This is a genomic window from Streptomyces palmae (assembly GCF_004684805.1).
GTDB lineage: Bacteria > Actinomycetota > Actinomycetes > Streptomycetales > Streptomycetaceae > Streptomyces > Streptomyces palmae.
On record NZ_SRID01000027.1, the window covers coordinates 1 to 23,328 of the forward strand.

The 23,328-nt window shown below is 73.3% G+C and carries 19 protein-coding genes; 10 read left to right on the forward strand and 9 right to left on the reverse strand.

Annotated elements, in window-relative coordinates:
* On the reverse strand, nucleotides 1-957 hold a 957-nt coding region (locus E4099_RS05065), incomplete at its 3' end, for a serine/threonine-protein kinase (RefSeq protein WP_135337720.1).
* 323 nt (nucleotides 958-1,280) lie between these two features.
* On the opposite strand from E4099_RS05065, the gene E4099_RS05070 reads away from it, so the two are divergent.
* The 3 genes from E4099_RS05070 to E4099_RS05080 all read left to right on the forward strand — a co-directional run bounded on the left by E4099_RS05070 (nucleotide 1,281) and on the right by E4099_RS05080 (nucleotide 4,621).
* Complete coding sequence (locus tag E4099_RS05070) at nucleotides 1,281-2,414, forward strand: serine hydrolase domain-containing protein (RefSeq protein WP_245244610.1); 1,134 nt, start codon at nucleotides 1,281-1,283, stop codon at nucleotides 2,412-2,414.
* A 334-nt stretch (nucleotides 2,415-2,748) separates the two neighbouring features.
* On the forward strand, nucleotides 2,749-3,690 hold the full coding sequence (locus E4099_RS05075) for a helix-turn-helix domain-containing protein (RefSeq protein ID WP_209446523.1): 942 nt from the start codon (nucleotides 2,749-2,751) through the stop codon (nucleotides 3,688-3,690).
* A gap of 118 nt (nucleotides 3,691-3,808) precedes the next feature.
* Nucleotides 3,809-4,621: a dioxygenase family protein gene (locus E4099_RS05080; RefSeq protein WP_135337721.1), complete on the forward strand. Its 813-nt coding sequence runs from the start codon at nucleotides 3,809-3,811 to the stop codon at nucleotides 4,619-4,621.
* 80 nt (nucleotides 4,622-4,701) lie between these two features.
* On the opposite strand, the gene E4099_RS05085 is transcribed toward E4099_RS05080, so the two are convergent.
* A complete protein-coding gene (locus tag E4099_RS05085) occupies nucleotides 4,702-6,423 on the reverse strand; it encodes a glycerol-3-phosphate dehydrogenase/oxidase (protein WP_135337722.1) in 1,722 nt (573 codons plus the stop codon).
* 196 nt (nucleotides 6,424-6,619) lie between these two features.
* Between E4099_RS05085 and E4099_RS05090 the strand changes: the two genes are divergently transcribed.
* From E4099_RS05090 to E4099_RS05100, 3 genes are all read left to right on the forward strand, one after another.
* Complete coding sequence (locus E4099_RS05090; protein WP_135337723.1) at nucleotides 6,620-7,882, forward strand: nucleotide sugar dehydrogenase; 1,263 nt, start codon at nucleotides 6,620-6,622, stop codon at nucleotides 7,880-7,882.
* Between the two features lie 96 nt (nucleotides 7,883-7,978).
* The gene (locus E4099_RS05095; RefSeq protein WP_167828293.1) at nucleotides 7,979-8,620 is read left to right on the forward strand and encodes a TetR/AcrR family transcriptional regulator; all 642 of its coding nucleotides are present in this window, start codon (nucleotides 7,979-7,981) and stop codon (nucleotides 8,618-8,620) included.
* Between the two features lie 309 nt (nucleotides 8,621-8,929).
* The gene (locus E4099_RS05100) at nucleotides 8,930-9,550 is read left to right on the forward strand and encodes a DedA family protein (RefSeq protein WP_135337725.1); all 621 of its coding nucleotides are present in this window, start codon (nucleotides 8,930-8,932) and stop codon (nucleotides 9,548-9,550) included.
* Here E4099_RS05100 and E4099_RS05105 read toward each other — a convergent pair.
* Together E4099_RS05105 and E4099_RS05110 are read right to left on the reverse strand one after the other, a co-directional pair.
* On the reverse strand, nucleotides 9,514-11,901 hold the full coding sequence (locus E4099_RS05105) for a DUF6049 family protein (RefSeq protein ID WP_386389862.1): 2,388 nt from the start codon (nucleotides 11,899-11,901) through the stop codon (nucleotides 9,514-9,516). The two genes, E4099_RS05100 and E4099_RS05105, sit on opposite strands and share 37 nt — an antisense overlap.
* Nucleotides 11,902-12,395: 494 nt before the next feature.
* Nucleotides 12,396-13,619 (reverse strand): rod shape-determining protein, encoded by a 1,224-nt coding sequence (locus E4099_RS05110; RefSeq protein ID WP_135337727.1) that lies wholly within the window; start codon nucleotides 13,617-13,619, stop codon nucleotides 12,396-12,398.
* A gap of 402 nt (nucleotides 13,620-14,021) precedes the next feature.
* Here E4099_RS05110 and E4099_RS05115 point away from each other — a divergent pair, with 402 nt between their 5' ends.
* Nucleotides 14,022-14,750 carry a hypothetical protein gene (locus E4099_RS05115; RefSeq protein WP_245244613.1) on the forward strand — a complete coding sequence of 243 codons (729 nt, stop codon included), beginning with the start codon at nucleotides 14,022-14,024 and terminating at the stop codon, nucleotides 14,748-14,750.
* Nucleotides 14,751-14,893: 143 nt separating this feature from the next.
* Here the strand turns inward: E4099_RS05115 and E4099_RS05120 are convergent, their stop codons facing one another.
* The 4 genes from E4099_RS05120 to E4099_RS05135 form a co-directional block, all read right to left on the reverse strand.
* Nucleotides 14,894-16,024 carry a GuaB3 family IMP dehydrogenase-related protein gene (locus tag E4099_RS05120; protein WP_135337728.1) on the reverse strand — a complete coding sequence of 377 codons (1,131 nt, stop codon included), beginning with the start codon at nucleotides 16,022-16,024 and terminating at the stop codon, nucleotides 14,894-14,896.
* Nucleotides 16,025-16,166: 142 nt separating this feature from the next.
* Nucleotides 16,167-17,669, reverse strand: a complete 1,503-nt coding sequence (guaB, locus tag E4099_RS05125) for an IMP dehydrogenase (protein ID WP_135337729.1) — start codon at nucleotides 17,667-17,669, stop codon at nucleotides 16,167-16,169.
* A 215-nt stretch (nucleotides 17,670-17,884) separates the two neighbouring features.
* Entirely contained in the window at nucleotides 17,885-18,487 is a 603-nt protein-coding gene (locus E4099_RS05130) for a sigma-70 family RNA polymerase sigma factor (protein ID WP_135337730.1), read from the reverse strand.
* A gap of 589 nt (nucleotides 18,488-19,076) precedes the next feature.
* Nucleotides 19,077-19,688, reverse strand: a complete 612-nt coding sequence (locus tag E4099_RS05135; protein ID WP_003948568.1) for a response regulator transcription factor — start codon at nucleotides 19,686-19,688, stop codon at nucleotides 19,077-19,079.
* 389 nt (nucleotides 19,689-20,077) lie between these two features.
* Here E4099_RS05135 and E4099_RS05140 point away from each other — a divergent pair, with 389 nt between their 5' ends.
* On the forward strand, nucleotides 20,078-20,404 hold the full coding sequence (locus E4099_RS05140; protein ID WP_135337731.1) for a WhiB family transcriptional regulator: 327 nt from the start codon (nucleotides 20,078-20,080) through the stop codon (nucleotides 20,402-20,404).
* Nucleotides 20,405-20,774: 370 nt separating this feature from the next.
* Here E4099_RS05140 and E4099_RS05150 read toward each other — a convergent pair whose 3' ends face one another.
* Nucleotides 20,775-21,686, reverse strand: coding sequence for a LysR family transcriptional regulator (locus E4099_RS05150; RefSeq protein WP_135337733.1), 912 nt, complete (start codon nucleotides 21,684-21,686; stop codon nucleotides 20,775-20,777).
* 80 nt (nucleotides 21,687-21,766) lie between these two features.
* Here E4099_RS05150 and E4099_RS05155 point away from each other — a divergent pair, with 80 nt between their 5' ends.
* Both E4099_RS05155 and E4099_RS05160 read left to right on the forward strand, forming a co-directional pair.
* On the forward strand, nucleotides 21,767-22,432 hold the full coding sequence (locus E4099_RS05155; RefSeq protein WP_135337734.1) for an MOSC domain-containing protein: 666 nt from the start codon (nucleotides 21,767-21,769) through the stop codon (nucleotides 22,430-22,432).
* 62 nt (nucleotides 22,433-22,494) lie between these two features.
* Entirely contained in the window at nucleotides 22,495-23,310 is an 816-nt protein-coding gene (locus E4099_RS05160) for an SDR family NAD(P)-dependent oxidoreductase (protein WP_135337735.1), read from the forward strand.
* Nucleotides 23,311-23,328 lie beyond the last annotated feature (18 nt).

Sequence of the window (23,328 nt, forward strand, 5' to 3'; positions counted from 1 at the left end):
CGGGACCGCCGACCGCTTCGGGGCGGGCCGCGGCGGCGCGGGGGGCGCGGGCGGTTCCTGGACCGGGGGCGGCGGCAGCGGCATGGCCCGGGTCGCCTCGGCCGCGACCGAGCCCTCGGGCGCGTTGAGCACCGCGTTCAGCAGGACACGGGCGCCGGCGTCGTCCAGCCGCCGCTCGGGGTCCTTGTCCAGCAGGCCGTAGATGACGTCCTGCAGCCCGCCCGCGTTCTTCGGCGGGTCGAGCGGTTCGGTCATCACTGCGGTCAGGGTGGCGAGCGCGGTGCTCTTGTCGTACGGCGGGACGCCCTCCACCGCCGCGTACAGCAGTCCGCCCAGTGACCACAGGTCGGCGGGCGGCCCCGGCCGGTGGCCGCGCGCCCGCTCCGGGGAGATGTAGGAGGGGGCGCCCACCAGCATGCCGGTGGAGGTGACCGAGGGGTCGCCCTCGACCTGGGCGATACCGAAGTCGGTCAGCACCGCCCGGCCGTCATCCCCGATCAGCACGTTGGACGGCTTCACATCGCGGTGCAGGATGCCCTCGCGGTGGGTGTCGCGCAGCGCGTCGAGCACGGCCAGGCCCACCTCGGCGGCCCGGCGGGGCGTCAGCGGGCCGTCGTCGCGCACCACATCGGCCAGCGAGCGGCCCTCGATCAGCTCCATCACGATCCAGGGACGATCGTCCTCGTCGACCACGTCGTAGACGGTGACCGCGTTGTTGCTGCGGATCCGGGCGATGGCCTTGGCCTCGCGCAGCGTCCGGGTGATCAGCCGGCGCTTCTCGTCCTCGTCGACGCTGGACGGGAAGCGCAGCTCCTTGACCGCGACCGTGCGGCCCAGCGTCTCGTCGGTCGCCCGCCAGACCGTGCCCATGCCGCCTTGGCCGAGGACCTTTCCGAGCCGGTACCGCCCCGCGAGCAGGCGCCCGGTCGTGTCCTGCGTCTGCTCCGCCTCCGACATGCGACCCCTCTGCGAATCAACCCACCCTGGCAGAGCGTCCATTGTCTCTCATCCGCGGACCAGGGAAAGCCCCGGGCCCGCCCCCGGTGGGGCGGACCTGTCGCCCTGCGGCCCACGGGCGGCGAAGCCCCTGGCACCATCGGGGAGTTCACCAGCGGACGGAGGAGACCGTGACCGGAAGGAGCCGCACCCGACTCACGCCTGGCCGTCGCAGGTTTCCCACCGCCGGCCGATCCCCGGTGCGGGACGCCGGTCGCCACCGTACCGCGTGGCAGGCCGGTCGTCGCCGGGCGGCGCGGGCCATCGCACCCATCCTGGCGCTGGTGACCCTGCTGGTCCAGGCGACCGGCTGCACCGGCGGCGGCGGGTCCCCCCGCTCGGCCGAACGGCCGTCACATTCCTTCCGTCCGCCGTCCGCCGGGCCCGCCGACCTCAGGACCGAGCTGCGGCGGGCCCTGGCCGAAGGCCCGGCCCCCGGCGCGGCGGTGCTGGTGCGGGCGGGCGGACGGACCCGGTTCACCGCGGCCGGGGTCTCGGACGTGTGGACCGGGCGCCCCGTCCAGCAGGCGGACCACTTCCGGGCCGGCAGCCTGACCAAGACCTTTCTGGCCACGGTGGTGCTCCAGCTGTGCGCGGAGGGACGGCTTGGGCCGGCGGACCGGGTGGAGCGGTACCTGCCGGGGCTGCTACGCGGCCCGGGCCTTGACGGGCGAAAGGTCACGGTTCGTCAGCTTCTGGCGCACACCAGTGGGCTGTATGACTACACCCGGGATCCGGCGCTGGCCCGCGAGCTGTCCGGGGACGGGTTCGCCGAGCACCGCTTCGACACCCGTACGCCCCGGGAACTGCTGCGCACCGCGCTCGCCCACCGGCCGACCTTCAGCCCGCCGGGCTCCGGCTGGCGCTACTCCAACACCGACTACCTGGTACTGGGCCTGCTGGTGGAGAAGGTCACCGGGCACGACTACGCCACCGAGGTGCGGCGCCGCATCATCGAACCGCTGCGGCTGACCGGCACCTCCTTCCCCGGCACCCGCGACACGCTGCCGGCTCCGCACGGCCGCGGCTACTCCGCGCCGACCACCCCCGGCGGCCCCCCGCGGGACACCACCACGCTCAACCCCTCCATCGCCGGGGCGGCCGGCTCGCTGGTCTCCACACTGGACGACCTGGCCCGGTTCACCCTGGCGCTGCTGGACGGCGAACTGCTGCCGCAGCCCTGGCTGGCCGCGATGCGCGACACCCGGGGCACCGACGGACGTTACGGGCTGGGCCTGTTCCCGGTGGCCCTGCCGTGCGGCACCGTCTGGGGGCACAACGGTGTGATCAACGGCTCCTCCGTCCTGGTCGTGGGCACCCTCTCCGGCCACCGGGTGCTGGCCTACCGGGTGAACCACGACGCGGGGATGCGCTCCGCCCCGACCCGCGCACTGCTCCGGGCCGAGTTCTGCGCCTAACGGCGGACGGGGCGGCACGGGGCCGTACGGGGCGGCACGGGGCGGACGACACGGGCCGCGCGATACGGGCCCGGCCGGTACGGGGCGGCGGATACGAGCCGCGCGATACAGGTCGGACGACACGGGTCGCGCCGCACGGCACCGCCGCGGACCGCCACCGGTCAGACGACTTCCGCCTCCGTCGGCGAGCCGGTACGGACCGGCTCCGCCATGAGGGCCGGCCGCGCCGTGACCCCGGGGTCCCGGGCGCCGTCACGGTCTCGTGGCGGCCCGCCGGGCCCGGTATGGTCCAGACCTGACGGGGGCGGGCACTGGCGGCGAGGGGGCGTCAGCGATGGCATGCCGAGAGCTGGGCGGGCGGGACCGGGGCGGCGAGACCGTGCCGCTGCACCAGCTGAACGTCCCCGATCCGGGGGTGCTGCCGTTCGCGATGGGGTCCTTCGACACCATCGGGCCGCTGTCCCGGGCGGACTTCCCGCACCGGCACACCTTCCACGAGCTGGTGTACGTCACCGCCGGCAGCGGCGCCCATGTCATCGACCTGGCCGCCTGGCCGCTGCGCCCGCCGCAGCTGTGCCTGGTGGCCCCCGGCCGGGTGCACCACTGGGAGCGCACCGGGGAGCTGGACGGCCGGGTCGTCCTCTTCGACGACGACTTCCTGCTGAACCATCCCGAGGACCGGGAGGCGCTGCGGCGCCTTGCCGCCCGCCCCGTCCTGCGGCCCACCGGGGACGCCGCGCGGGCCATCGGCGCGCTGCTGGCCGAGATGGACCGGGAGTACCAGGCGGCGGCGCCGGGCTTCATCTCCGTACTCCAGGCGTATCTGCACGTTCTGCTGGTACGGGCGGGTCGGCTGGCCGAGGACGCGCCCGGCCCGGGCACCCCGGGCGGCTCGGAGCGGGGCGCCTCGGTGGCCGCGCGCTTCGCCGAGCTGCTGGCCCGTCCGGAGGGCGCCGCCCGGACGGTGCGCGACTGCGCGGCGCTGCTCGGCGTCTCGGTGGGGCGGCTGCAGGAGGCGGTGAAGGAGGCCACCGGCACCACCCCTGGGCGGATGATCCGCAAGGCCCAGGTGCTGGAGGCGAAGCGGCTGCTGGCCGGCACCGCGCTGACGGTGGGCCAGGTGGCCCGGCAGACCGGCTTCGGCGACCCGGCCTACTTCTGCCGCTTCTTCCGCCGCGAGACCGGCAGCAGCCCGGGGGACTTCCGCCGCACGGTGCGCGGAAATCACCACGATCGGGTACTCGTGTCCATCGACCCCGCGGATCCACCCGCATAGGTTCGGTGCCGGATCGATCCCCGGCGCCGCAGCGCACGGCGCGTCTCTTCACCGGCTCCTCAGCCGTCCCCAGCCGTTCCCGTCCCTGGAAACGACGCACCCACCGAGGAGATCCCCCATGGCAGACGAGCACTCCCCGCAGGCCCCCGGGCCCCGGCACATCAGCCGCAAGAGTCTGATCCAGGCGGCCCTGGTGGCCGCCCCCGCCTCGCTGCTGCTCGGCGGCGGGGCCGCGCTGGCCCGCGACCACGCCCCCACCGCGGACCGCCCGCTGACTCCCACCCCGTACTGCACCGACGGCCACGAGACGCCCGAGCAGATCGAGGGGCCCTACTTCAAGCCCAACTCCCCGCTGCGCTCCTCGCTCGTGGAGCCGGGCACCGCAGGCACCCGTTTGACCGTCACCGGGTTCGTCTTCGGACTGACCTGTCGGCCGGTGGCCGGAGCGCTGCTGGACTTCTGGCAGGCGGACAACGCGGGCGTCTACGACAACACGGGCTTCCGCTTCCGCGGGCACCAGTTCACCGGCGCTGACGGCGCGTTCCGGCTGGAGACGATCGTGCCCGGGCTCTATCCGGGCCGTACCCGGCACATCCACGTCAAGGTGCAGGCCCCGGGCGAGCCGGTGCTCACCACCCAGCTGTACTTCCCGGGCGAGCCCGGCAACAGCAGCGACTCCCTCTTCGACCCCAGGCTGCTGATGACGGTGAGCGGTGACGGCTCGGGGCGGCAGGGGGCGTTCGACTTCGTCCTGGACGTCGCGGGAGACCCCACCGACCCGCCGGGCGGCAGCTGGCAGCCGGGCACCGCGTACCGGGTCGGGGACCAGGTGACCTACGGCGGCGCGGCCTACGTCTGCCTCCAGGCGCACACGGCGGTGGTGGGCTGGGAACCGCCCAGCACGCCCGCGCTCTGGCGGCGCGCCGGCTGACCGCGGGCCGGCGGCGGCCGGATCCGAGCGGCCGCGGGGCCCGCGCCGACCGGGCCCCGCGGCAGGCTCGCGGAGGAACCTCAGACCGGCTGGATGTCCGGTGCGCCCAGCCGGGCCGCGTCCGCGGTCTGGTCGTCGGGCTGGCGCTGCGACTCGCGTTCGGCCTCCACCCGCTTCTCGTAGTGCTCGACCTCCCGGGCGATCCGGTCCCGGTCCCAGCCCAGCACCGGCGCCATCAGCTCGGCCGCCTCCCGGGCGCAGCGGGTGCCCCGGTCGAAGGTCTCGATGGAGATCCGGGTGCGCCGGGTCAGGACGTCGTCCAGGTGCAGGGCGCCCTCGTGGGAGGCGGCGTAGACGACCTCGGCGCGCAGGTAGTCGTCGGCTCCGGTGAGCGGTTGCCCGAGCGTCGGGTCGCCGGCGATCAGCTCCAGCAGTTGCAGGATGAGCGAGCCGTACCGGCCCAGCAGGTGCTCGATGCGGGCGACGTGCAGCCCGGAGCGCTGGGCGAGCCGGGCGCGGGCGTTCCACAGCGCCCGGTAGCCCTCGGCGCCGGCCAGCGGCACCTCCTCGGTGCAGCAGTCCGCAACCCGGCGGTCCAGTCCGTGTACGGCCTCGTCCACCGCGTCCTTGGCCATCACCCGGTAGGTGGTGTACTTGCCGCCGGCGACCACCACCAGGCCGGGGGCGGGGTGGGCCACGGTGTGCTCCCGGGAGAGCTTGCTGGTGGCGTCCGACTCGCCGGCGAGCAGCGGGCGCAGTCCGGCGTAGACGCCCTCCACGTCCTCCCGGGTGAGGGGCACCGCGAGCACCGAGTTGACGTGTTCCAGCAGGTAGTCGATGTCCGCGCGAGAGGCGGCCGGGTGCGCCTTGTCCAGGTCCCAGTCGGTGTCGGTGGTGCCCACGACCCAGTGCCGGCCCCAGGGGATCACGAACAGCACGCTCTTCTCGGTGCGCAGGATCAGCCCGGTCGTGGAGTGGATCCGGTCCTTGGGTACGACCAGATGGATGCCCTTGGAGGCGCGGACGTGGAACAGCCCGCGCTCGCCGATCATCGCCTGGGTGTCGTCGGTCCACACCCCGGTGGCGTTGACCACCTGCCGGGCCCGTACCTCGAACTCGGCGCCGGGCTTCCCGGAGGGCAGCTCCAGGTCGCGTACCCGGGCGCCCACCACCCGCTCCCCCTCGCGCAGGAAGCCGACCACCCGGGTCCGGTTGGCGACCTGGGCCCCGTAGGAGGCGGCGGTGCGCACCAGGGTGGCGACATAGCGGGCGTCGTCCATCTGGGCGTCGTAGTACTGGAGGGCGCCGACCAGGGCGTCCTTGCGCAGGCAGGGGGCGACGCGCAGGGCGTGGCGGCGGCTGAGGTGGCGGTGTACGGGCAGGCCGCGGCCGTGTCCGGAGGAGACCGACATGGCGTCGTAGAGGGCGACGCCGGAGCCCGCGTAGAGCCGTTCCCAGCCGCGGTGCTGGAGCGGGTAGAGGAACGGCACCGGGCGGACCAGGTGCGGGGCGAGGCGTTCCAGCAGCAGTCCGCGCTCCTTGAGTGCCTCCCGGACGAGTGCGAAGTCCAGCATCTCCAGATAGCGCAGTCCGCCGTGGATCAGCTTGCTGGAGCGGCTGGAGGTGCCGGCGGCCCAGTCCCGCGCCTCCACCAGCGCGGTGGCCAGGCCGCGGGTGGCGGCGTCCAGCGCGGTGCCCGCGCCGACCACGCCACCGCCCACCACCAGGATGTCCAGCTCCTGTTCCGCCATCCGGGCCAGGGCCGCGCTCCGCTCGTCCGGCCCCAGGGTCGGTGTCCTCACCGCTGCCTCCTGCTGTGATCGCCGTCACACGCGCCTGCCGACGATTCTGGCGGCGACCCAGGCGGACGGCCAGTCATGACCTCCACACGGAAACTCGGCACCACAAACCGACGTCAATACTGAATACGAGTCATATTTCCGCTTAGTCTGCATTTGCGCCATCCGGAATCGTCCCCGGGAAGGACGGCAATTCGCCATGCCCGCAGATCTCGCCGTGATCGGCCTCGGCCACCTCGGCCTGCCGCTCGCCCAGGCGGCCACCGCCGCCGGGGTCGGCACCATCGGTTACGACCCGGATCCGCGGGCCGTCGGCGAGCTACGGGCCGGCCGGTCCCCGGTGGAGGGCGTACTGCCCGCCGCCGCCGTGCGCCGGATGACCTCCGCCGGCTTCCGGGCCACCACCGACCCGGCCGAACTGGGCCGCGTACGCACCGCCGTGATCTGCGCGCCCACCCCGCTGGGCGAGGACCGCGTACTGGATCTCGGCCCGGTCGACGAGGCGGCCCGCACCCTGGCCGCACGGCTGCGCCCGCACACCACGGTGCTGCTGGAGTCCGCCGTCCACCCCGGCACCACCGAGGACTTCCTGCGGCCGATCCTGGAACAGGGCTCCGGACTGCGCGCCGGGCGCGACTTCCACCTCGCCTACGCCCCCAGCCGACTGGACCCGGGCAACCGGACCTACGGCATCGCCAACACCCCCAAGGTGATCGGCGGCCTCACCCCGGCCTGCACCGAGGCCGCCGCCGCGTTCTACGGGCGGATCACCGAGAAGGTGGTACGCGCCCGCGGCCCGCGCGAGGCGGAGACCGTCAAGGTGCTGGAGACCAACTACCGGCACGTCAACATCGCCCTGGTGAACGAGATGGCGGTGTACTGCCACGAACTCGGCGTGGACCTGTGGGATGTGGTCCGCTGCGCCGAGACCAAGCCCTTCGGCTTCCACGCCTTCCGGCCGGGCCCCGGGGTCGGCGGGCACGGGGTGCCGGTGGACCCCGGACACCTGACCGGCCGGGGTGGCGGCCCGGGCCACCCGCCGCGCATGGTGGAGCTCGCCCAGCAGGTCAACGGGCGGATGCCGGGCTATGTCGCGCAGCGCTGCGCCGCGCTGCTCAACGAGCACGGCAAGTCGGCGCGCGGCGCCCAGGTGCTGCTGCTCGGCATCGGCTACAAGCCCGACGTGGCCGACCAGCAGGGCACCCCGGCCGGCGAGATCGCCTCCCGGCTGCTGGAGCTGGGCGCCCAGCTCAGCTTCCACGACCCCTACGCCTACCGGTGGGAGGTACGGAACCAGCCGGTGCCGCGCGCCGACGCGCCGTACGAGGCGGCCGCCTCCGCCGACCTGACCGTGCTGCTGCAGAACCACCACACCTACGACCTCCAGGGTCTGACGGTGAAGGCCCAGCTGCTGCTGGACACCCGGGGGGCGACCCCGGTGGGGGCCGCACACCGACTGTGACCCGGCGCGGGCCCGAGTGCGGACCTGGGGCGCGAGCCTCAAGCCTCGAGTGCGGGCCCAGAGCAAAAACAAAACGTTCGTTTTACGATGAGGGACATGCCCCGCGTATCCCAGGAACACCTCGACGCCCGACGGCGGCAGATCCTCGACGCCGCCCGCGTCTGCTTCGTCCGCAACGGCTTCCACATGACGTCGATGCAGGACATCCTGCGCGAGGCGGATCTGTCGGCGGGCGCCGTCTACCGCTACTTCCGCAGCAAGGACGAGATCATCAAGGCCATCGCCGGCTCGGCCCTGGAGGAGTTCACCAGCTCTTACGACGAACTGCTCGCCGAGGCCACCGATCTGACGCTGAACGGCGGGATCGACGGCCTGATCGACACCATGAGCCGCTACCACCGCACCCACGACCTGCCGAAACTGATCGTGACGGTCTGGGGCGAGGCGATGCGCTCCCCCGAGCTGGCCGCGATGTACGGGCTGTTCACCGAGCGGCTGCGGTCCCTGCTGACCACCGGCGGGGAGCGACTGGAGAAGGCCGGACAGCTTCCCGAGGGGATGACCCCGGACGGCTTCGCGCGGGTGGTCATCGGGGTGCTCCAGGGCAACATCCTCCAGATGGCGCTGATGGACGCGGACCCCGAGGTGTTCCGCACCAATCTGCACGCCCTCCTCGCGGCGGCGACCGCCCCGGCACGACCGAAAGGCGCCGTTGTGGGCCCCCAGGAGCAGCAGTAAAATTCAATATCAGATGAATTAGGGGGAGTCGGCACTTCCGGGGCATGCCAGGCATTCAGGGCGTCCCGGTCGCTGTGTCGGCATGCGCGAGCAGCACCGTCACCCCGGATCCGGCACCGGACGCCCGGAGTTCGGTGGCCAGGGCCCGGCAGGCGCGGCACCCGGAACAGCACGGAACAGGGAACGGCCCACCCGGTACGGGCGTTCGAGCCAGCGGCGCGGCGCGAGAACCGACGGCACCCGGCGCACCCCCGTGGGCCGCCGCGAGGTACTACCGACCAGGGAGGTACCGACCGCCATGGAGACACCATGGGATGGCTGAGCGATCTGCTGCTGACGCTCCCGGGGTGGTCCGTGCTCGCCCTGGTGTTCCTGGTGCCGGCCCTGGAGGCAGCCGCCTTCCCCGGCGTACTGATGCCCGGCCAGTCCACCGTGCTCATCGGCGGCGCCCTCGCCCACCTCGGCCGCGCCCCGCTCGCCTCGGTGCTCGTCGCGGCGGCCCTGGGCGCGGTGATCGGCCCCAGCGTCGGTTATCTGATCGGGCGCCGATGGGGCCACCGGATGACCGAGCGGCTCCCCCGTCGCCTGGTGCGGCCCGCCGACGTGGCGCGCGCCGAGGCGCTGGTGCGCAAGCTCAGCGGCCCCGCCCTGGTCGCGGCCCGGTTCGTGGCCCTGCTGCGCACCCTGGTGCCCGCCCTCAGCGGCGCCGCCGGCGTGCCCTACCGCCGCTTCCTGCTGTGGAACGCGGTGGGCGGCGTGACCTGGGCCGTCGGCACCACACTGGCCGGATTCCAGCTGGGGGGCAGCTGGGAGCGGCTGCGGTCCGGGGCGACGGTGGCCGGCTGGCTGGCCGCCGCGGCGCTGGCCCTGCTGGCGCTGATCGGCTTCGCGGTTCACCGGTTCCGCCTGCGGCGCGCCCGTCCCAGCTGAAACACCACGGCCAGCAGGATCAGCAGCAGCCCGCCCACCACGATGGTGACCGCGCCGGAGGACACCGAGCGCACCTTGGCGGTGAAGGTGATCGGCCGTCCCCAGGGCCGGCCGTCCGAGGAGGCGTAGAGCTGGGCGGTCAGCCGTACCGGCCCGTTGGCGTGCGCCCGCACCTCCACCCGTACGGTGTGGCTGGCGGCCCGCGAGATCTGGGCCGGCACCCCGCGGCCCGTCACCTCCACCCGCTCCGGCCGACTGGAGGTCACCCGCACCTCCAGCCCGGAGACCGGCTGCTGGAGGGCGTTCTCCACGGTGACCGGGATCTTCGCCGTGTCCCCCACCACCGTCACCGTCGACTTGGGCAGCAGCCGCACCGATTCCTGCGAGGCGGTGAGGAAGCCGGTGAGTCCGCGGACGTAGGACCGGTTGCCGGCCCGATCGCCGCGCCATCCGGCGGACACCGAGCGCGCCTGCGCGTCCCGCACCGACCGGATGGTCTGCTCCGGGTCGGACAGCACCCGGACCAGCGAACGCAGCTGCCACTCGACCCGGGCCACCTCGTCCAGCCGGGCGGCCGGCAGCTCGGTGCGGCGCAGCGCGGCCGGGTACTCCGCGGGCGTACCCACCTGACCGGGCACCGGTCCGCGCAGCGCCGTGCCCAGCCGCACCGGCTTCAGCCACCCCGCCTCGGTGCCGTCCGCCAGGGCCTGGGCCAGCGAGTCGGCCGCCGTCCGGGACAGGTCGCGGGGTGGTACGACGACCAGTGCGCGCGAGGCGTTCGGGGCCTCGTCCACCGCCGCCAGGGTCTCCGCGAGAAACCGCTGGCGGGCGGCGACCGCCTGCTCCCCGGTCACCCTGCCCAGCAGCTCGGCCAGCCCGGTGTCGTACGGCAGCGCCGTCAGCCCGCCGACCAGCGCCACCGGCCCGTCGTCGGTGGGGCCGCGCTCCCCCGGCTCCCCGCTCAACCCCGCTCCGGAGGCGAGCAGCACCCGCCGGCCCGTCCGGCCGGCCAGGTCGGTGATCGACGTGTCCAGCGCCCCGCCCACCGGCCAGGCCAGGTCCCGCCGCGCCCGGACGCCCAGCGCGTCCTCCACCACCGCCCCGCCCTCCGGGTCCGGCTCCAGCTGCCGGGCCGACTCGCCGCGGCCGTGGTGGGCCAGCGAGGCGATATCCGGGTCCGCGTAGGGCAGCGCCGCCACCTCCCGGCCGCGCACCGCGGCCCGCAGGGCGTCCAGCCAGTCGGCCGCCGCGCCGCCGCCCCGGCCCGGGGTGCTCTCCCGTGGATCGGTGGTGTCCGGGGTACGGGCCACCCGGTAGCCGTCCGCCATCGCCTGCGCCTCGACGATCAGGTCCGGGTCGACCAGCCAGCTCACCGGGCGCCCCCTGCCCTCCTCCACCAGCCGCCGCAACCGCCCGCCGGGCGCGAAGGAGTCCGCCAGCGCGTCATCCCGGAACACCGGCTCGGCGACGCCCCCCACCCTCAGCGTCAGCGCCTGCATATGCGGCACGTCGGTCAGCGGCCACAGCACCGCGGTACGCAGCGGCTGGGCGCGCACCGTGCTCGGGTACCAGGGCAGAAAGGTGCGGGCCCGGCCGTGCGGGGACCCGTCCCGCCCGACCAGCGCGACGGTCAGCGGATACGGGCCGGGGGTGGTCAGGTCCAGGTCGTCCACCGGCACCCGCAGCCGGAAGTCCGCCCGCTCCCCGGGCCGGAGCCGGCCGACCGGGGCGGTGGGCTCCAACCGCGCCCCGTCGGCCGCGGTCACCTCGCCCCTGGCCGCCACCGCGGCCAGCCCACTGCGGGTGCCCACCGCCTCACCGGCCACCCGCAGATCCACCTGCGCCCCGCTGAACGCCTTCCCGGACCGGTTGGTGACCGTCCCGCTCACACTCAGGATGTCCCCCTCCACCGGCGCCGCCGGCGAGAACCCCCGCAGCACGACCTCGGCGGCCTCCCCCGGAGGCACCTCGGCGGACTGCCCAGCACGCGGCCCCGACCGCACACCCGCGAGGCCCGCCCGAGCCCGAGCCTCCCTCGCCACCGCGGAAGCGAGACCCACCGAACACCCGGCGGCAGGCCCCGCAGGACCCCGGCGCGCGGAGAGATTCCCCGGGGCCGGCGGACACGCCATGGCCGGTGCCGGGGCGGCCGGACCCACGGCAACCGCGCCGGGGGCAGCCGACACCCGGGGAGCCAGGAACCCGCCGACCGGACCCCCGACCCCCGAGGGGGGAGCGGCCGGACCCACGGCAACCGAGGCGGGGGCAACCGGTCCCCCGGCCGCCGCGACCGGGGGACCCGGGCCCACGGCGGCCGATGCCGGGGCGGCCGGGATCGTCGTAGCGGGCACGGGGCGGGGCGTGGCCGAGGCGCAGGGCAGCAGGAGCAACGCGAGGGCCGGAAGCACGGCCGCCGCACGCACCCTGCCACCCGTCATCGCCGTCACCTCGACGTCCGTTCCACCTGCCTGGGCCCATAGGACTGAGCATGGCCACACGCACGGCACCACGCGCGCCGACTGCGTCAAACGCCACCGGCACAAGGCGCCGCGCACGTCGCGCCACACGCACACCCCCGCGCCCCCGGACACCACCGGCACACGGTGCACCACACACCCGCGCCCCGCCCACGGCATCCGCGCGCCGTACACCGCACCCGGACTCCGCGATCCCGGACACCGCGCACGGCACCGCACACGGCACCACACACCCGCGCCCCCGGTACGTATCGGCACCGCACTCCGCGCCTCACGGGGACGCCCCCGCGCCGCACCCCGCAGCACGTCCCGGGGGCTCCAACTCCCGTACGGCGCGCCCCCGCGCAGGGGACGCGCACGCGAGAGTGTCAGATGCGGGCCATGGCGCCCGGCCCGGTGAGGCGGGGCTTGGCGTCCAGGATGGTCTTGAGCGCGTCGAAGTCCTCGACGCAGCGACCGGTGCCCACGGCCACGCAGTTCAGCGGGTCGTCGGCGATCACCACCGGGATGTCCAGCTCACGGCTGAGCCGTAGGTCCAGGCCGCGCAGCAGCGCGCCGCCGCCGGTGAGCACGATGCCGCGGTCCATGATGTCGCCGGCCAACTCGGGCGGAGTCTCGTCCAGCGTGGAGCGGACCGCCGCCACGATCGCCTCGACCGGTTCGGTCAGCGCCTGCCGCACCTCCTCCGCGGTGAGTTCCAGGATCTTGGGCAGCCCGCTGGCCTGGTCCCGGCCGCGGACGGTGCAGCGCTGCGGCGGCAGCAGGCCCTGGGTGCGCTCGGCATCGCCATCCTGGGCGAGTTCCGCTCCCCCGTCCCCGTCCGCCTCCGCGATCACACCCGCAGCCGCACCCGGCACATCCGCGTCGGGCAGCGTCACATGTCGGGACGCCGCCTGCTGGGCGAGGCTGTGGGCCGTCCAGTGCCCGCCCGGCGCGGCCGAGCCGATGCTCATCTTGATTTCCTCGGCGGTGCGTTCGCCGATGGCCATGGCGTACCGCTTCTTGACGAACGCCGTGATCGCGGCATCCATCGCATCGCCCGCGGTACGCACCGAGCAGGCCGTGACGATGCCGCCGAGCGAGATCACCGCGACCTCGGCGGTGCCGCCGCCGACGTCCACCACCATGCAGCCGGTCGGCTCGCTCACCGGCAGGCCCGCGCCGATCGCCGCGGCCATCGGCTCCTCCACGAGGTGCACCTGACGGGCCCCCGCGAGCTGGGCGGCCTCGATCACCGCGCGCCGCTCAACTCCGGTGATTCCGGACGGCACACAGACCACGACCCGTGGGCGGGACAGCGGCCGACCGCCGGTCACCTTCCGGATGAAGTGCCTCAGCATCCGCTCGGCGATCTCGAAGTCCGCTATTACGCCGTCCCGCAGCGGCCGGACGGCCACGATGTTGGACGGGGTGCGGCCGATGGTCTCCTTGGCCTCCGCCCCCACCGACAGCACTCTGCCGTCGATGGCGTTGACCGCCACCACCGACGGCTCGTTGAGCACGACTCCCTTCCCCCGTGCGTACACCAGCGTGTTCGCGGTGCCGAGGTCGATCCCCAAGTCTCGTCCGGTGAACGACTTACTTTGCGCCATAAGTTGGCATTATTGCTTATGCCCGATTCTTGTCGAGCCTCGACCTCCCGAGTTGGCGCACTCTCGTCGCTGACAGAACGCCACCACGAGCACCACCTCCCCGAGCTTGGCCGAAATCCCGCCAACCCTGATGGGCGTGTCGCCCATCGACCAGCACCGGAGACGGCGTCGCGGCGCTGCCACACGACGATCGCGGGCCTCCCACCGGATCACTTCGGGCCGGATCTCGACTTGGGGGCGCCACGGGTCTTGGGTAAAGAACGATTCTTCGTTCGACGTCGCTGACAGAGCAGAGAGTTGGCTGGTCACCCAGCGAGGGACCGAATAGCCCCACTGAATCACCATATGACGGGCGCCGTGTATCCGTCCGGTCCCAGGCATGTCACGGTCGTCTGAGTTGGCTTGTCGGATTGTCATACGCTGCTGTTAATTTGTGGCACGCACTTTCTCGCCGCTCTCCAGCAGCATCTGTCCCCGGAGCGCGGCCCCACCACCTTCATCCCCGGGGGATTCGTCATGAGCCAGAACTGGCAGCAGCCGCAGCAGCCGGGCGGCTACGGCTACCCGCCCCAGCAGCCGGGCGGCTACGGCCAGCCTGGCGGCTACGGCCAGCCGGGCCAGCCCCAGCCGCAGTACGGCGGCGGCTTCCCGCCGCCCCCGCCGCCGGCCGCCCAGCAAGGCAACGCCGGCCTCGCCATCCTCGTCGCCGTCATCGCCGCCATCGTGGGCGCCGCCATCTACGCGGGCATCCTCTTCGCCCTGGCCGACACCGACAAGGGCGAGATCACCAAGGTCGCCTACGTCGGCGTGGGTGTCGGCGCGCTGGTCGGCGCGGCCATCGGCAAGTTCGGCGGCCGCAACCAGGGCCTGTGGGTGCTGGGCGCGGTGCTGGCGCTGGGCGCCGTCTTCGTCGGCGAGCTCTACGGCTACGCGCTGGTCGCGGCCGACATGCTCGAGAAGTATCCCGCGGCGTTCGGCGGCAACCCTCCGTCGGCGAACGAGTTCTTCTTCGAGCACTTCAGCGACCTGTTCGACGGCTGGAAGGAAGACGCCAACGCCATGACGTACATCTTCATGGTCCTGTCTCCCGTCGCCGCCTTCGGTGCGGCCAAGAAGCTGGCCGACCGCTGACCCCAGGCAGCCGCAGGCATGACGTCGAGGGCCTCCCGCGCGATGCACGTGGGAGGCCCTCGACGTTTGCGTGATGCGACGGCGTCAGGTCCACCCCGGCCGCGGCGGGCGGGGCGGGGCCCGGAACGCCTACCGGTCCGTCGTCAGCGCTTGGCGTGCTGGGCCGTCGGGGTGACGGTGACCTCGACGCGCTGGAACTCCTTGAGCTCGCTGTAGCCGGTGGTGGCCATCGCGCGGCGCAGGGCGCCGAAGAAGTTCATCGAGCCGTCCGGGGTGTGCGAGGGGCCGAGCAGGATCTCCTCGGTGGTGCCGACGGCACCCAGGTTCATCCGCTTGCCGCGCGGCACGTCCTCGTGCACGGCCTCCATGCCCCAGTGGTGGCCACGCCCCGGGGCATCGGTGGCGCGGGCCAGCGGGGAACCCATCATGACCGCGTCGGCGCCGCAGGCGATCGCCTTGGGGAGGTCGCCGGACCAGCCCACGCCGCCGTCGGCGATGACGTGCACATAGCGGCCGCCGGACTCGTCCATGTAGTCGCGGCGGGCCGCGGCGACGTCCGCCACCGCGGTGGCCATCGGCACCTGGATGCCCAGCACGTTCCGCGTGGTGTGCGCGGCGCCGCCGCCGAAGCCGACCAGCACACCGGCGGCGCCGGTCCGCATCAGGTGGAGGGCGGCGGTGTAGGTGGCGCAGCCCCCGACGATCACCGGCACGTCGAGCTCGTAGATGAACTGCTTGAGGTTGAGCGGCTCGGCCGCCCCGGAGACGTGCTCGGCGGAGACGGTGGTGCCGCGGATCACGAAGATGTCGACACCGGCGTCCACCACGGCCTTGGAGAACTGAGCGGTGCGCTGCGGGGAGAGCGCGGCGGCGGTGACCACACCCGCGTCACGGACCTCCTTGATCCGCTGCCCGATCAGCTCTTCCTTGATCGGCTCGGCGTAGATCTCCTGCATCCGGCGGGTGGCGGTGCGCTCGTCCAGTTCGGCGATCTCGGCCAGCAGCGGCTCCGGGTCCTCGTACCGGGTCCACAGGCCCTCGAGGTTGAGTACGCCCAGACCGCCCAGCTGGCCGATGCGGATCGCGGTCTGCGGGGAGACCACCGAGTCCATCGGGGCGGCGAGGAAGGGCAGCTCGAAGCGGTAGGCGTCGATCTGCCACGCGATGGAGACCTCCTTCGGATCCCGGGTGCGCCGGCTGGGGACGACCGCGATGTCGTCGAACGCGTACGCCCTGCGACCGCGCTTGCCTCGCCCGATCTCGATCTCAGTCACGTGAGTGGCCCTTCCCTGGTATGTCTGCCCGTCCAGTATCCCCGACGGGCACGCGGAAGCCCGCGACTGTCCACAGCCGCGGGCCCCCGGTCGTACTTATTGACGATGTATGTGTATCGGTGTGCGTCGGTTGACGAGCTCGTCAGCGGCGCGAGTAGTTCGGCGCCTCGGTCACCATCTGCACGTCGTGCGGGTGGCTCTCCTTGAGGCCGGCGGCCGAGATCCGCACGAAGCGGCCCTTGGTCTGCAGCTCGGGGACGGTGGCGGAGCCGACGTAGCCCATGGAGGCACGCAGACCGCCGACCAGCTGGTGGGCGACCGAGGCCAGCGGGCCGCGGTAGGGCACCTGGCCCTCGATGCCCTCGGGGACCAGCTTGTCCTCGGAGAGCACGTTGTCCTGGAAGTAGCGGTCCTTGGAGTACGAGCGGGCCTGGCCGCGCGACTGCATGGCGCCCAGCGAGCCCATGCCCCGGTAGGACTTGAACTGCTTGCCGTTGATGAAGACCATCTCGCCCGGCGACTCCTCGCAGCCGGCCAGCAGGCTGCCCAGCATCACGGTGTCCGCGCCGGCCGCGATGGCCTTGGCGATGTCGCCCGAGTACTGCAGGCCGCCGTCACCGATCAGCGGCACCCCGGCCGCCTGGCAGGCCAGCCCGGCCTCGTAGATCGCGGTCACCTGCGGGACGCCGATGCCGGCGATCACCCGAGTGGTGCAGATGGAGCCCGGACCGACGCCGACCTTGACGCCGTCCACACCCGCGTCGATCAGCGCCTGGGCGCCGTCCCGAGTGGCGACGTTGCCGCCCACCACGTCGACGCTGATGTTGGACTTGATCTTGGCGATCATGTCCAGGATGCCCCGGCTGTGACCGTGCGCGCTGTCCACGACCAGGAAGTCGACCCCGGCCTCGACCAGCGCCTGCGCCCGCTCGTACGCCTCGTCGCCGACGCCGACCGCGGCACCGACGATCAGCCGGCCCTCGGCGTCCTTGGCGGCGTTCGGGTACTGCTCGGCCTTCACGAAGTCCTTGACCGTGATCAGGCCCTTGAGCACGCCGGCGTCGTCCACCAGCGGCAGCTTCTCGATCTTGTGGCGGCGGAGCAGCTCGATCGCGTCCTCGCCGGAGATCCCGACCTTGCCGGTGACCAGCGGCATCGGGGTCATGACCTCGCGCACCCGGCGGTTGCGGTCCAGCTCGAAGGCCATGTCGCGGTTGGTGACGATGCCCAGCAGCTTGCCCGCGGGGTCGGTGACCGGCACACCGCTGATGCGGAACTTGGCGCACAGCGCGTCCGCCTCGTGCAGCGTGGCGTCCGGGCCGACCGTGATGGGGTCGGTGACCATGCCCGACTCGGACCGCTTGACCAGGTCGACCTGGTTGGCCTGGTCCTCGATCGAGAGGTTGCGGTGCAGCACGCCCGCACCGCCCTGGCGGGCCATCGCGATGGCCATGCGGGCCTCGGTGACCTTGTCCATCGCCGCGGACAGCAGCGGGATGTTGACCCGTACGTTCCGGGTGATCCGGGACGAGGTGTCGACCGCGTTCGGCAGCACCTCGGAGGCGCCCGGCAGCAGCAGCACGTCGTCGTATGTCAGCCCGAGCATGGCGAACTTCTCAGGCACTCCGTCGACGTTGTCAGTCATGACACCCTTCCCAATGGTCTTGCCCCGGCGCGGACAACCATGCTAACGGGCTCCGGAGGCGTCCTATTCCACCAGGAAGGAGGCCCTCGTCACCTGTACGTTCCTACCAGGACACCTTGGATGCGGTCCGGGAGCGGCCTGGAAGCGGGGGGCGAGCGGCTCAGCGGCCGTATGCCTTGCCGCGACCCCGCCGGTCCCCCGCGCGCCGCCGCGGATCACTGCTCGGCGAGGGCCCGCAGCCTGCTCAGCGCCCGGTGCTGGGCCACCCGGACCGCGCCCGGCGACATCCCCAGCATCTGGCCGGTCTCCTCGGCGGTCAGCCCGACCGCGACCCGCAGCAGCACCAGTTCGCGCTGGTGCTCCGGAAGGTTGGCCAGCAACTTCTTGGCCCACTCGGCGTCGCTGCTGAGCAGCGCCCGCTCCTCGGGGCCGAGCGAGTCGTCCGGCTGCTCGGGCATCTCGTCCGAGGGGACGGCGGTACTGCCGGGATGCCGCATCGCGGCCCGTTGCAGATCGGCGACCTTGTGCGCGGCGATGGCCACCACGAACGCCTCGAAGGGCCGGCCGGTGTCGCGGTAGCGCGGCAGGGCGCACAGCACCGCGAGGCAGACCTCCTGTGCCAGGTCGTCCACGAAGTGGCGGGCGTCGCCCGGCAGCCGGGACAGCCGGGTCCGGCAGTAGCGCTGGGCGAGCGGGTGGACATGCGCCAGCAGGTCATGCGTGGCGCGCTCGTCCCCGTCGACGGCACGACGTACGAGGGCGCCGATCTCCCCTCGGCCCGCGGCCACGGCCGCGCCCGGGTTCTCGTCGTCGCGCATCGGTCCATGGTGCCTCGGGCTCTGAGGTTCCACGGCACCGCCCTCGTAGTTGTGCACCGAACCGTTACGCGCCGGTGTTTTCGCACTCACGTCCCGCGCCTCCCCCTTTCGGGTATGCCCAACCCCCGCGCCCGGAACTCCACCGGCGGCGTCTGTCCGTACCGCGCGGCCGCGGACCGGAGGGGTCCGCCCGTGGGCTTCGCCGACCGGACGAGGAGCGGTGGCCGGCGCCGGGGAGAAGTCACACTTCAAGGATGCGGCATGCCGAGAGTTTTCGACGTACGGCACCGAGGGCGGTGCGTGGGGCGCCGGGACGATCGGCTCGTGGCGCGGGGCGCCGCGGCGGTGGCGCCGCGCTCCGGGTGCTCGCGCCGGGTGCCGCCCGGCCTGCCGTGGACCGTGGACCGGGCGGGAGGCGCCGGGGCCGCGGGACCGAGCGGGCCGCCGGAGCGCCATGCCCCCGAGGGGTGCTGAGGTCCCCCCGGACGCGGCCTGGGGGTGGGGGCACCTCCGGGACGAAGCCTGGGGAGAACCGCGCGACCGGCCGTCACGGGCCCGCGGACGGCGCGCCGAACGCCCCGCGGAGCGCTCAGCGCACCAGGCCCCAGCGGAAGCCGAGCGCCACCGCGTGCGCCCGGTCGGAGGCGCCGAGCTTCTTGAAGAGCCGGCGGGCGTGCGTCTTCACGGTGTCCTCGGAGAGGAACAGCTCACGGCCGATCTCCGCGTTGGACCGGCCGTGGCTCATGCCTTCGAGCACCTGGATCTCCCGCGCGGTGAGCGTGGGGGCGGCGCCCATCTCGGCGGACCGCAGCCGGCGCGGAGCCAGCCGCCAGGTGGGGTCGGCGAGCGCCTGGGTCACGGTGGCGCGCAACTCCGCCCGGGAGGCGTCCTTGTGGAGATAGCCGCGCGCTCCGGCGGCGACCGCGAGCGCGACCCCGTCCAGATCCTCGGCGACGGTCAGCATGATGATGCGGGCACCCGGGTCCGCGGAGAGCAACCGGCGCACCGTCTCCACGCCGCCGAGCCCGGGCATCCGTACGTCCATCAGAATCAGGTCCGAGCGGTCGGCGCCCCAGCGGCGGAGGACTTCCTCGCCGTTGGCCGCCGTGGTCACCCGTTCGACGCCGGGCACGGTCGCGACCGCGCGCCGCAGCGCCTCACGGGCAAGCGGGGAGTCGTCGCAGACGAGGACGGATGTCATGGCCGCCCTCCGCAGCTGATGCGCGTCACCTTGAGCCTCCAGGCTGGTACGAATCGTCACCTGAGCGATTGACTGCCTCGGACGCCCGTCCGAGAGCTTTACCCATCAACCGCCTCCGCACTCTCAACGACGGTCACCCGAAAGAGTTACGGGCGCAGGCGGCCACCTTCGACACTCTACGTGAGGGACCGGACACGGAGCAGCTTCGGCGCTTCGCGCGTCGTCCTTCCGGACGCACGTCCGATTCAGAGCCATTTGGTGACTTTGCTTCCCATTTGACGCCATGTGTGGCTAGATTCGCAATGAGTCATATTTTCATCTGGTTATCCGGCAGATGTACGGTCAAGGGCACTGCGTCCACAGCAGTTCGCATCGAGGGGACAGAAGCAATGGCCGATTTCTCCCGACTTCCCGGTCCCAACGCCGACCTGTGGGACTGGCAGCTCCTCGCCGCGTGTCGCGGAGTCGACAGCTCGCTCTTCTTCCATCCCGAGGGCGAACGCGGTGCCGCCCGCAGCGCCCGCGAGGCCTCCGCGAAGGAGGTCTGCATGCGGTGTCCGGTACGCGCCCAGTGCGCGGCCCACGCTCTGGCGGTACGCGAGCCGTACGGCGTGTGGGGCGGCCTGACCGAGGACGAACGCGAGGAGCTCATGGGGCGCGCCCGGCACCGGACCATCACGGCGGCGGCCACCCCCACAGGGATGGAGAACCCCTGACAGCACAGCGATGAAACGTTTCTTCGAGTTGCCGTACGACCCGTCTCCGCGAGACGCCGGCTCCCGCCCACCGGGCACGCCCCGGCGGTGAAGGCGCCCCCGGCAGTCGCACTCGGCGGTGCGGGCCGCCCAGGCCGGCGCGCTCCGGCAGCCGCGCCCAGGCGGCGAAAGGCCCGCCCCGGGCAGGCGCTTCCCAGGTGGCGCCTTCCGCCGGCCACTACGGGCAGCCGCTTTCCGGGTGCCGCTTTCCGGCAGCCGCGTTCCGGTCGGCGCGCACCGGCAGCCGCGTGCCAGATGACGCGTTCCGGTAGCCGCGTTCCCGGTTCCGGGTGGTACGCGCCGCGCGCCCCCGCCCCGCGACGTCACCCGTTCAGCGGAGGGCGGCCCGCTCCAGTTCGTCCAAGGTGGCCGCGACCGCGGGGACCCTGGCGAGGTCGGGGAGGGTGAGGGCCACCACCTCGCGCCGGACCGCGGGCTCCAGCGGTACCGCGCGGGCGCCCTTGGCCCGGGCCGCCTCCAGGGCCAGCTCGGGCAGGACCGCGACGCCGAGACCGGCGCCCACCAGGCCGATCACCGCCGGGGAGTCGTCGGTGGCGAAGTCGATACGAGGGGTGAAGCCGGCGCTCTCGCAGATCTCCACCAAGTGCCGGCGGCAGCGCGGACAGCCCGCGATCCACGGCTCCCCGGCCAGCTCGGCGATGCCCACCGAGGCGGCCTTGGCCAGCCGGTGCTCCTCCGGCACCACGCTGACCAGCCGGTCCGCCAGCAGCGGGCGGACCACCAGGTCATCCCACTCGGCCTCGGCCGAGGGATCGGAACCGCGCACCTCGGGGTAGCGGAAGGCCAGGGCGATCTCGCAGTCGCCGGCCCGCAGCAGCTCGATGGAGCGCGGCGGTTCGGCCTCGACCAGGGAGACCCGGGTGCCCGGGTGGGCGGCCCGCAGTGCGGCGAGCGCGGTGGGCACCAGCGTGGAGCTACCGCTGGGGAAGGAGACCAGCCGCACCCGGCCGGCGCGCAGTCCGGCGATCGCGGCGACCTCCTCCTCGGCGGCGGTCAGCCCGGCCAGGATCCCGGCGGCGTGCCGCACCAGTGCCTCGCCGGCCTGGGTGAGCCGCATCTCCCGGCCGCCGCGGACCAGCAGCGGGGTGCCCACGGACTGCTCCAGCGCCTTCATCTGCTGGCTCACGGCGGGCTGGGTGCAGCCGAGCTCACGGGCGGCGGCGGAGAAGGAGCCGGTGCCGGCCACGGTGCGCAGCACCCGGAGGTGACGTGCCTCGATCATGATTCGAGCATAAGCGACGCTTGGGGGATAGACGGAAAAAGGCTCTCGCCACTTTGGGCCTGTTTCGCTACCGTTCGATCATGCGACTGCTCTCCGTGAACCTGGCCCGCCCGCGTGCGGCCGACTACACCGATCGACCCCTCACCGGCATCGACAAGCGCCCCGCCGACGGCCCGGTGGCGGTCTTCGCGCCCGGTTCCGAAGGCGCCGGCGGCAGCGGGGTGGCCGGCGACACGGTCTGCGACGCCCGCTTCCACGGCGGAAACCACCAGGCGGTGTACGCCTACGCGCGCGAGGACCTGGACCGCTGGGAACGCGAGCTGGGCCGCGAGCTGCCCGGCGGCGTGTTCGGCGAGAACCTCACCACCAGCGGCCTGGACGTGAGCGGCGCCCTGATAGGCGAGCGCTGGCGGATCGGCTCCGAACTGGTACTCGAGGTCACCTCGGCCCGCATCCCGTGCCGCACCTTCGCCGGCTGGCTGGACGAGAGGGGCTGGGTGAAGCGGTTCACCCAGGCCGGCGTCCCCGGCGCCTATCTGCGGGTGATCACTCCGGGCGAGATCCGGGCCGGGGACCCGATCGAGGTCGTCCACCGGCCGGACCACGAGGTGACGGTCTCCTTCCTGTTCCGCGCCGTGACCACGGAGCGCGAGCTGCTGCCCCGGGTGCTGGCGGCCGGCGAGGCGCTGAGCCCGGTCGCCGCCGGAAAAGCCCGGGAGTACCAGGACAGCCTGGCCGGAAGCTGATACACCGCCACGTACCGGACCTGGCACGGCCGGTGGCCCCGGACACGGCTACCGTGCGTCCCATGACGACTGCACTGATTACCGGATCCACCGCGGGGATCGGCGCCGCCTTCGCTCGCCGGCTGGCGGCGGGCGCCGCTCCCGGCGGCCTCGCCGAGATCGAGGGCCATGCCGGGCGGCATGACGTGGTGCTGGTGGCACGGGACGAGAAGCGGCTGCACGAGCAGGCCGCCGAACTGCACGACCGGCACCGGGTGGAGGCCGAGGTGCTGGTGGCGGACCTGTCGACGGAGGAGGGCATCAGCGCGGTCGAGAAGCGGTTGTCCGACCCCCGGCGGCCGGTGGATCTGCTGGTCAACAACGCCGGCTTCGGCAACAAGGGCCGCTACCTCGAGGTTCCGCTGGCCGATGAGCTGACGATGTTGAAGGTGCACTGCGAGGCGGTGCTGCGGCTGACCGGCGCGGCGGCGACCGCGATGCGGGAGCGCGGACGCGGGGCGGTCGTCAACGTGGCCTCGGTGGCGGCGTTCCTGCCGCGCGGGACCTATGGCGCCAGCAAGGCGTGGGTGGTGCAGTTCACCCAGGGCGCGGCGCGGGACCTGGCCGGCTCGGGGGTGCGGCTGATGGCGCTGTGCCCCGGCTTCGTACGCACCGAGTTCCACCAGCGGGCCGGAATGGACACCGGAAATGTGCCCGGATGGATGTGGCTGGACGCCGACAAGCTGGTCGCGACCGCGCTGAAGGACCTGGCCCAGGGCAAGTCGCTGTCCATCCCGGACCCGCGCTACAAGGTGCTGATGGGGTTGACCAAGCTGGCCCCGCGGGGCGCGCTGAGCGGGCTCACCTCGCGCACCGGCCGCCGCTACGGACCGCGCTGAACGGGCCGGCCCGCAGAC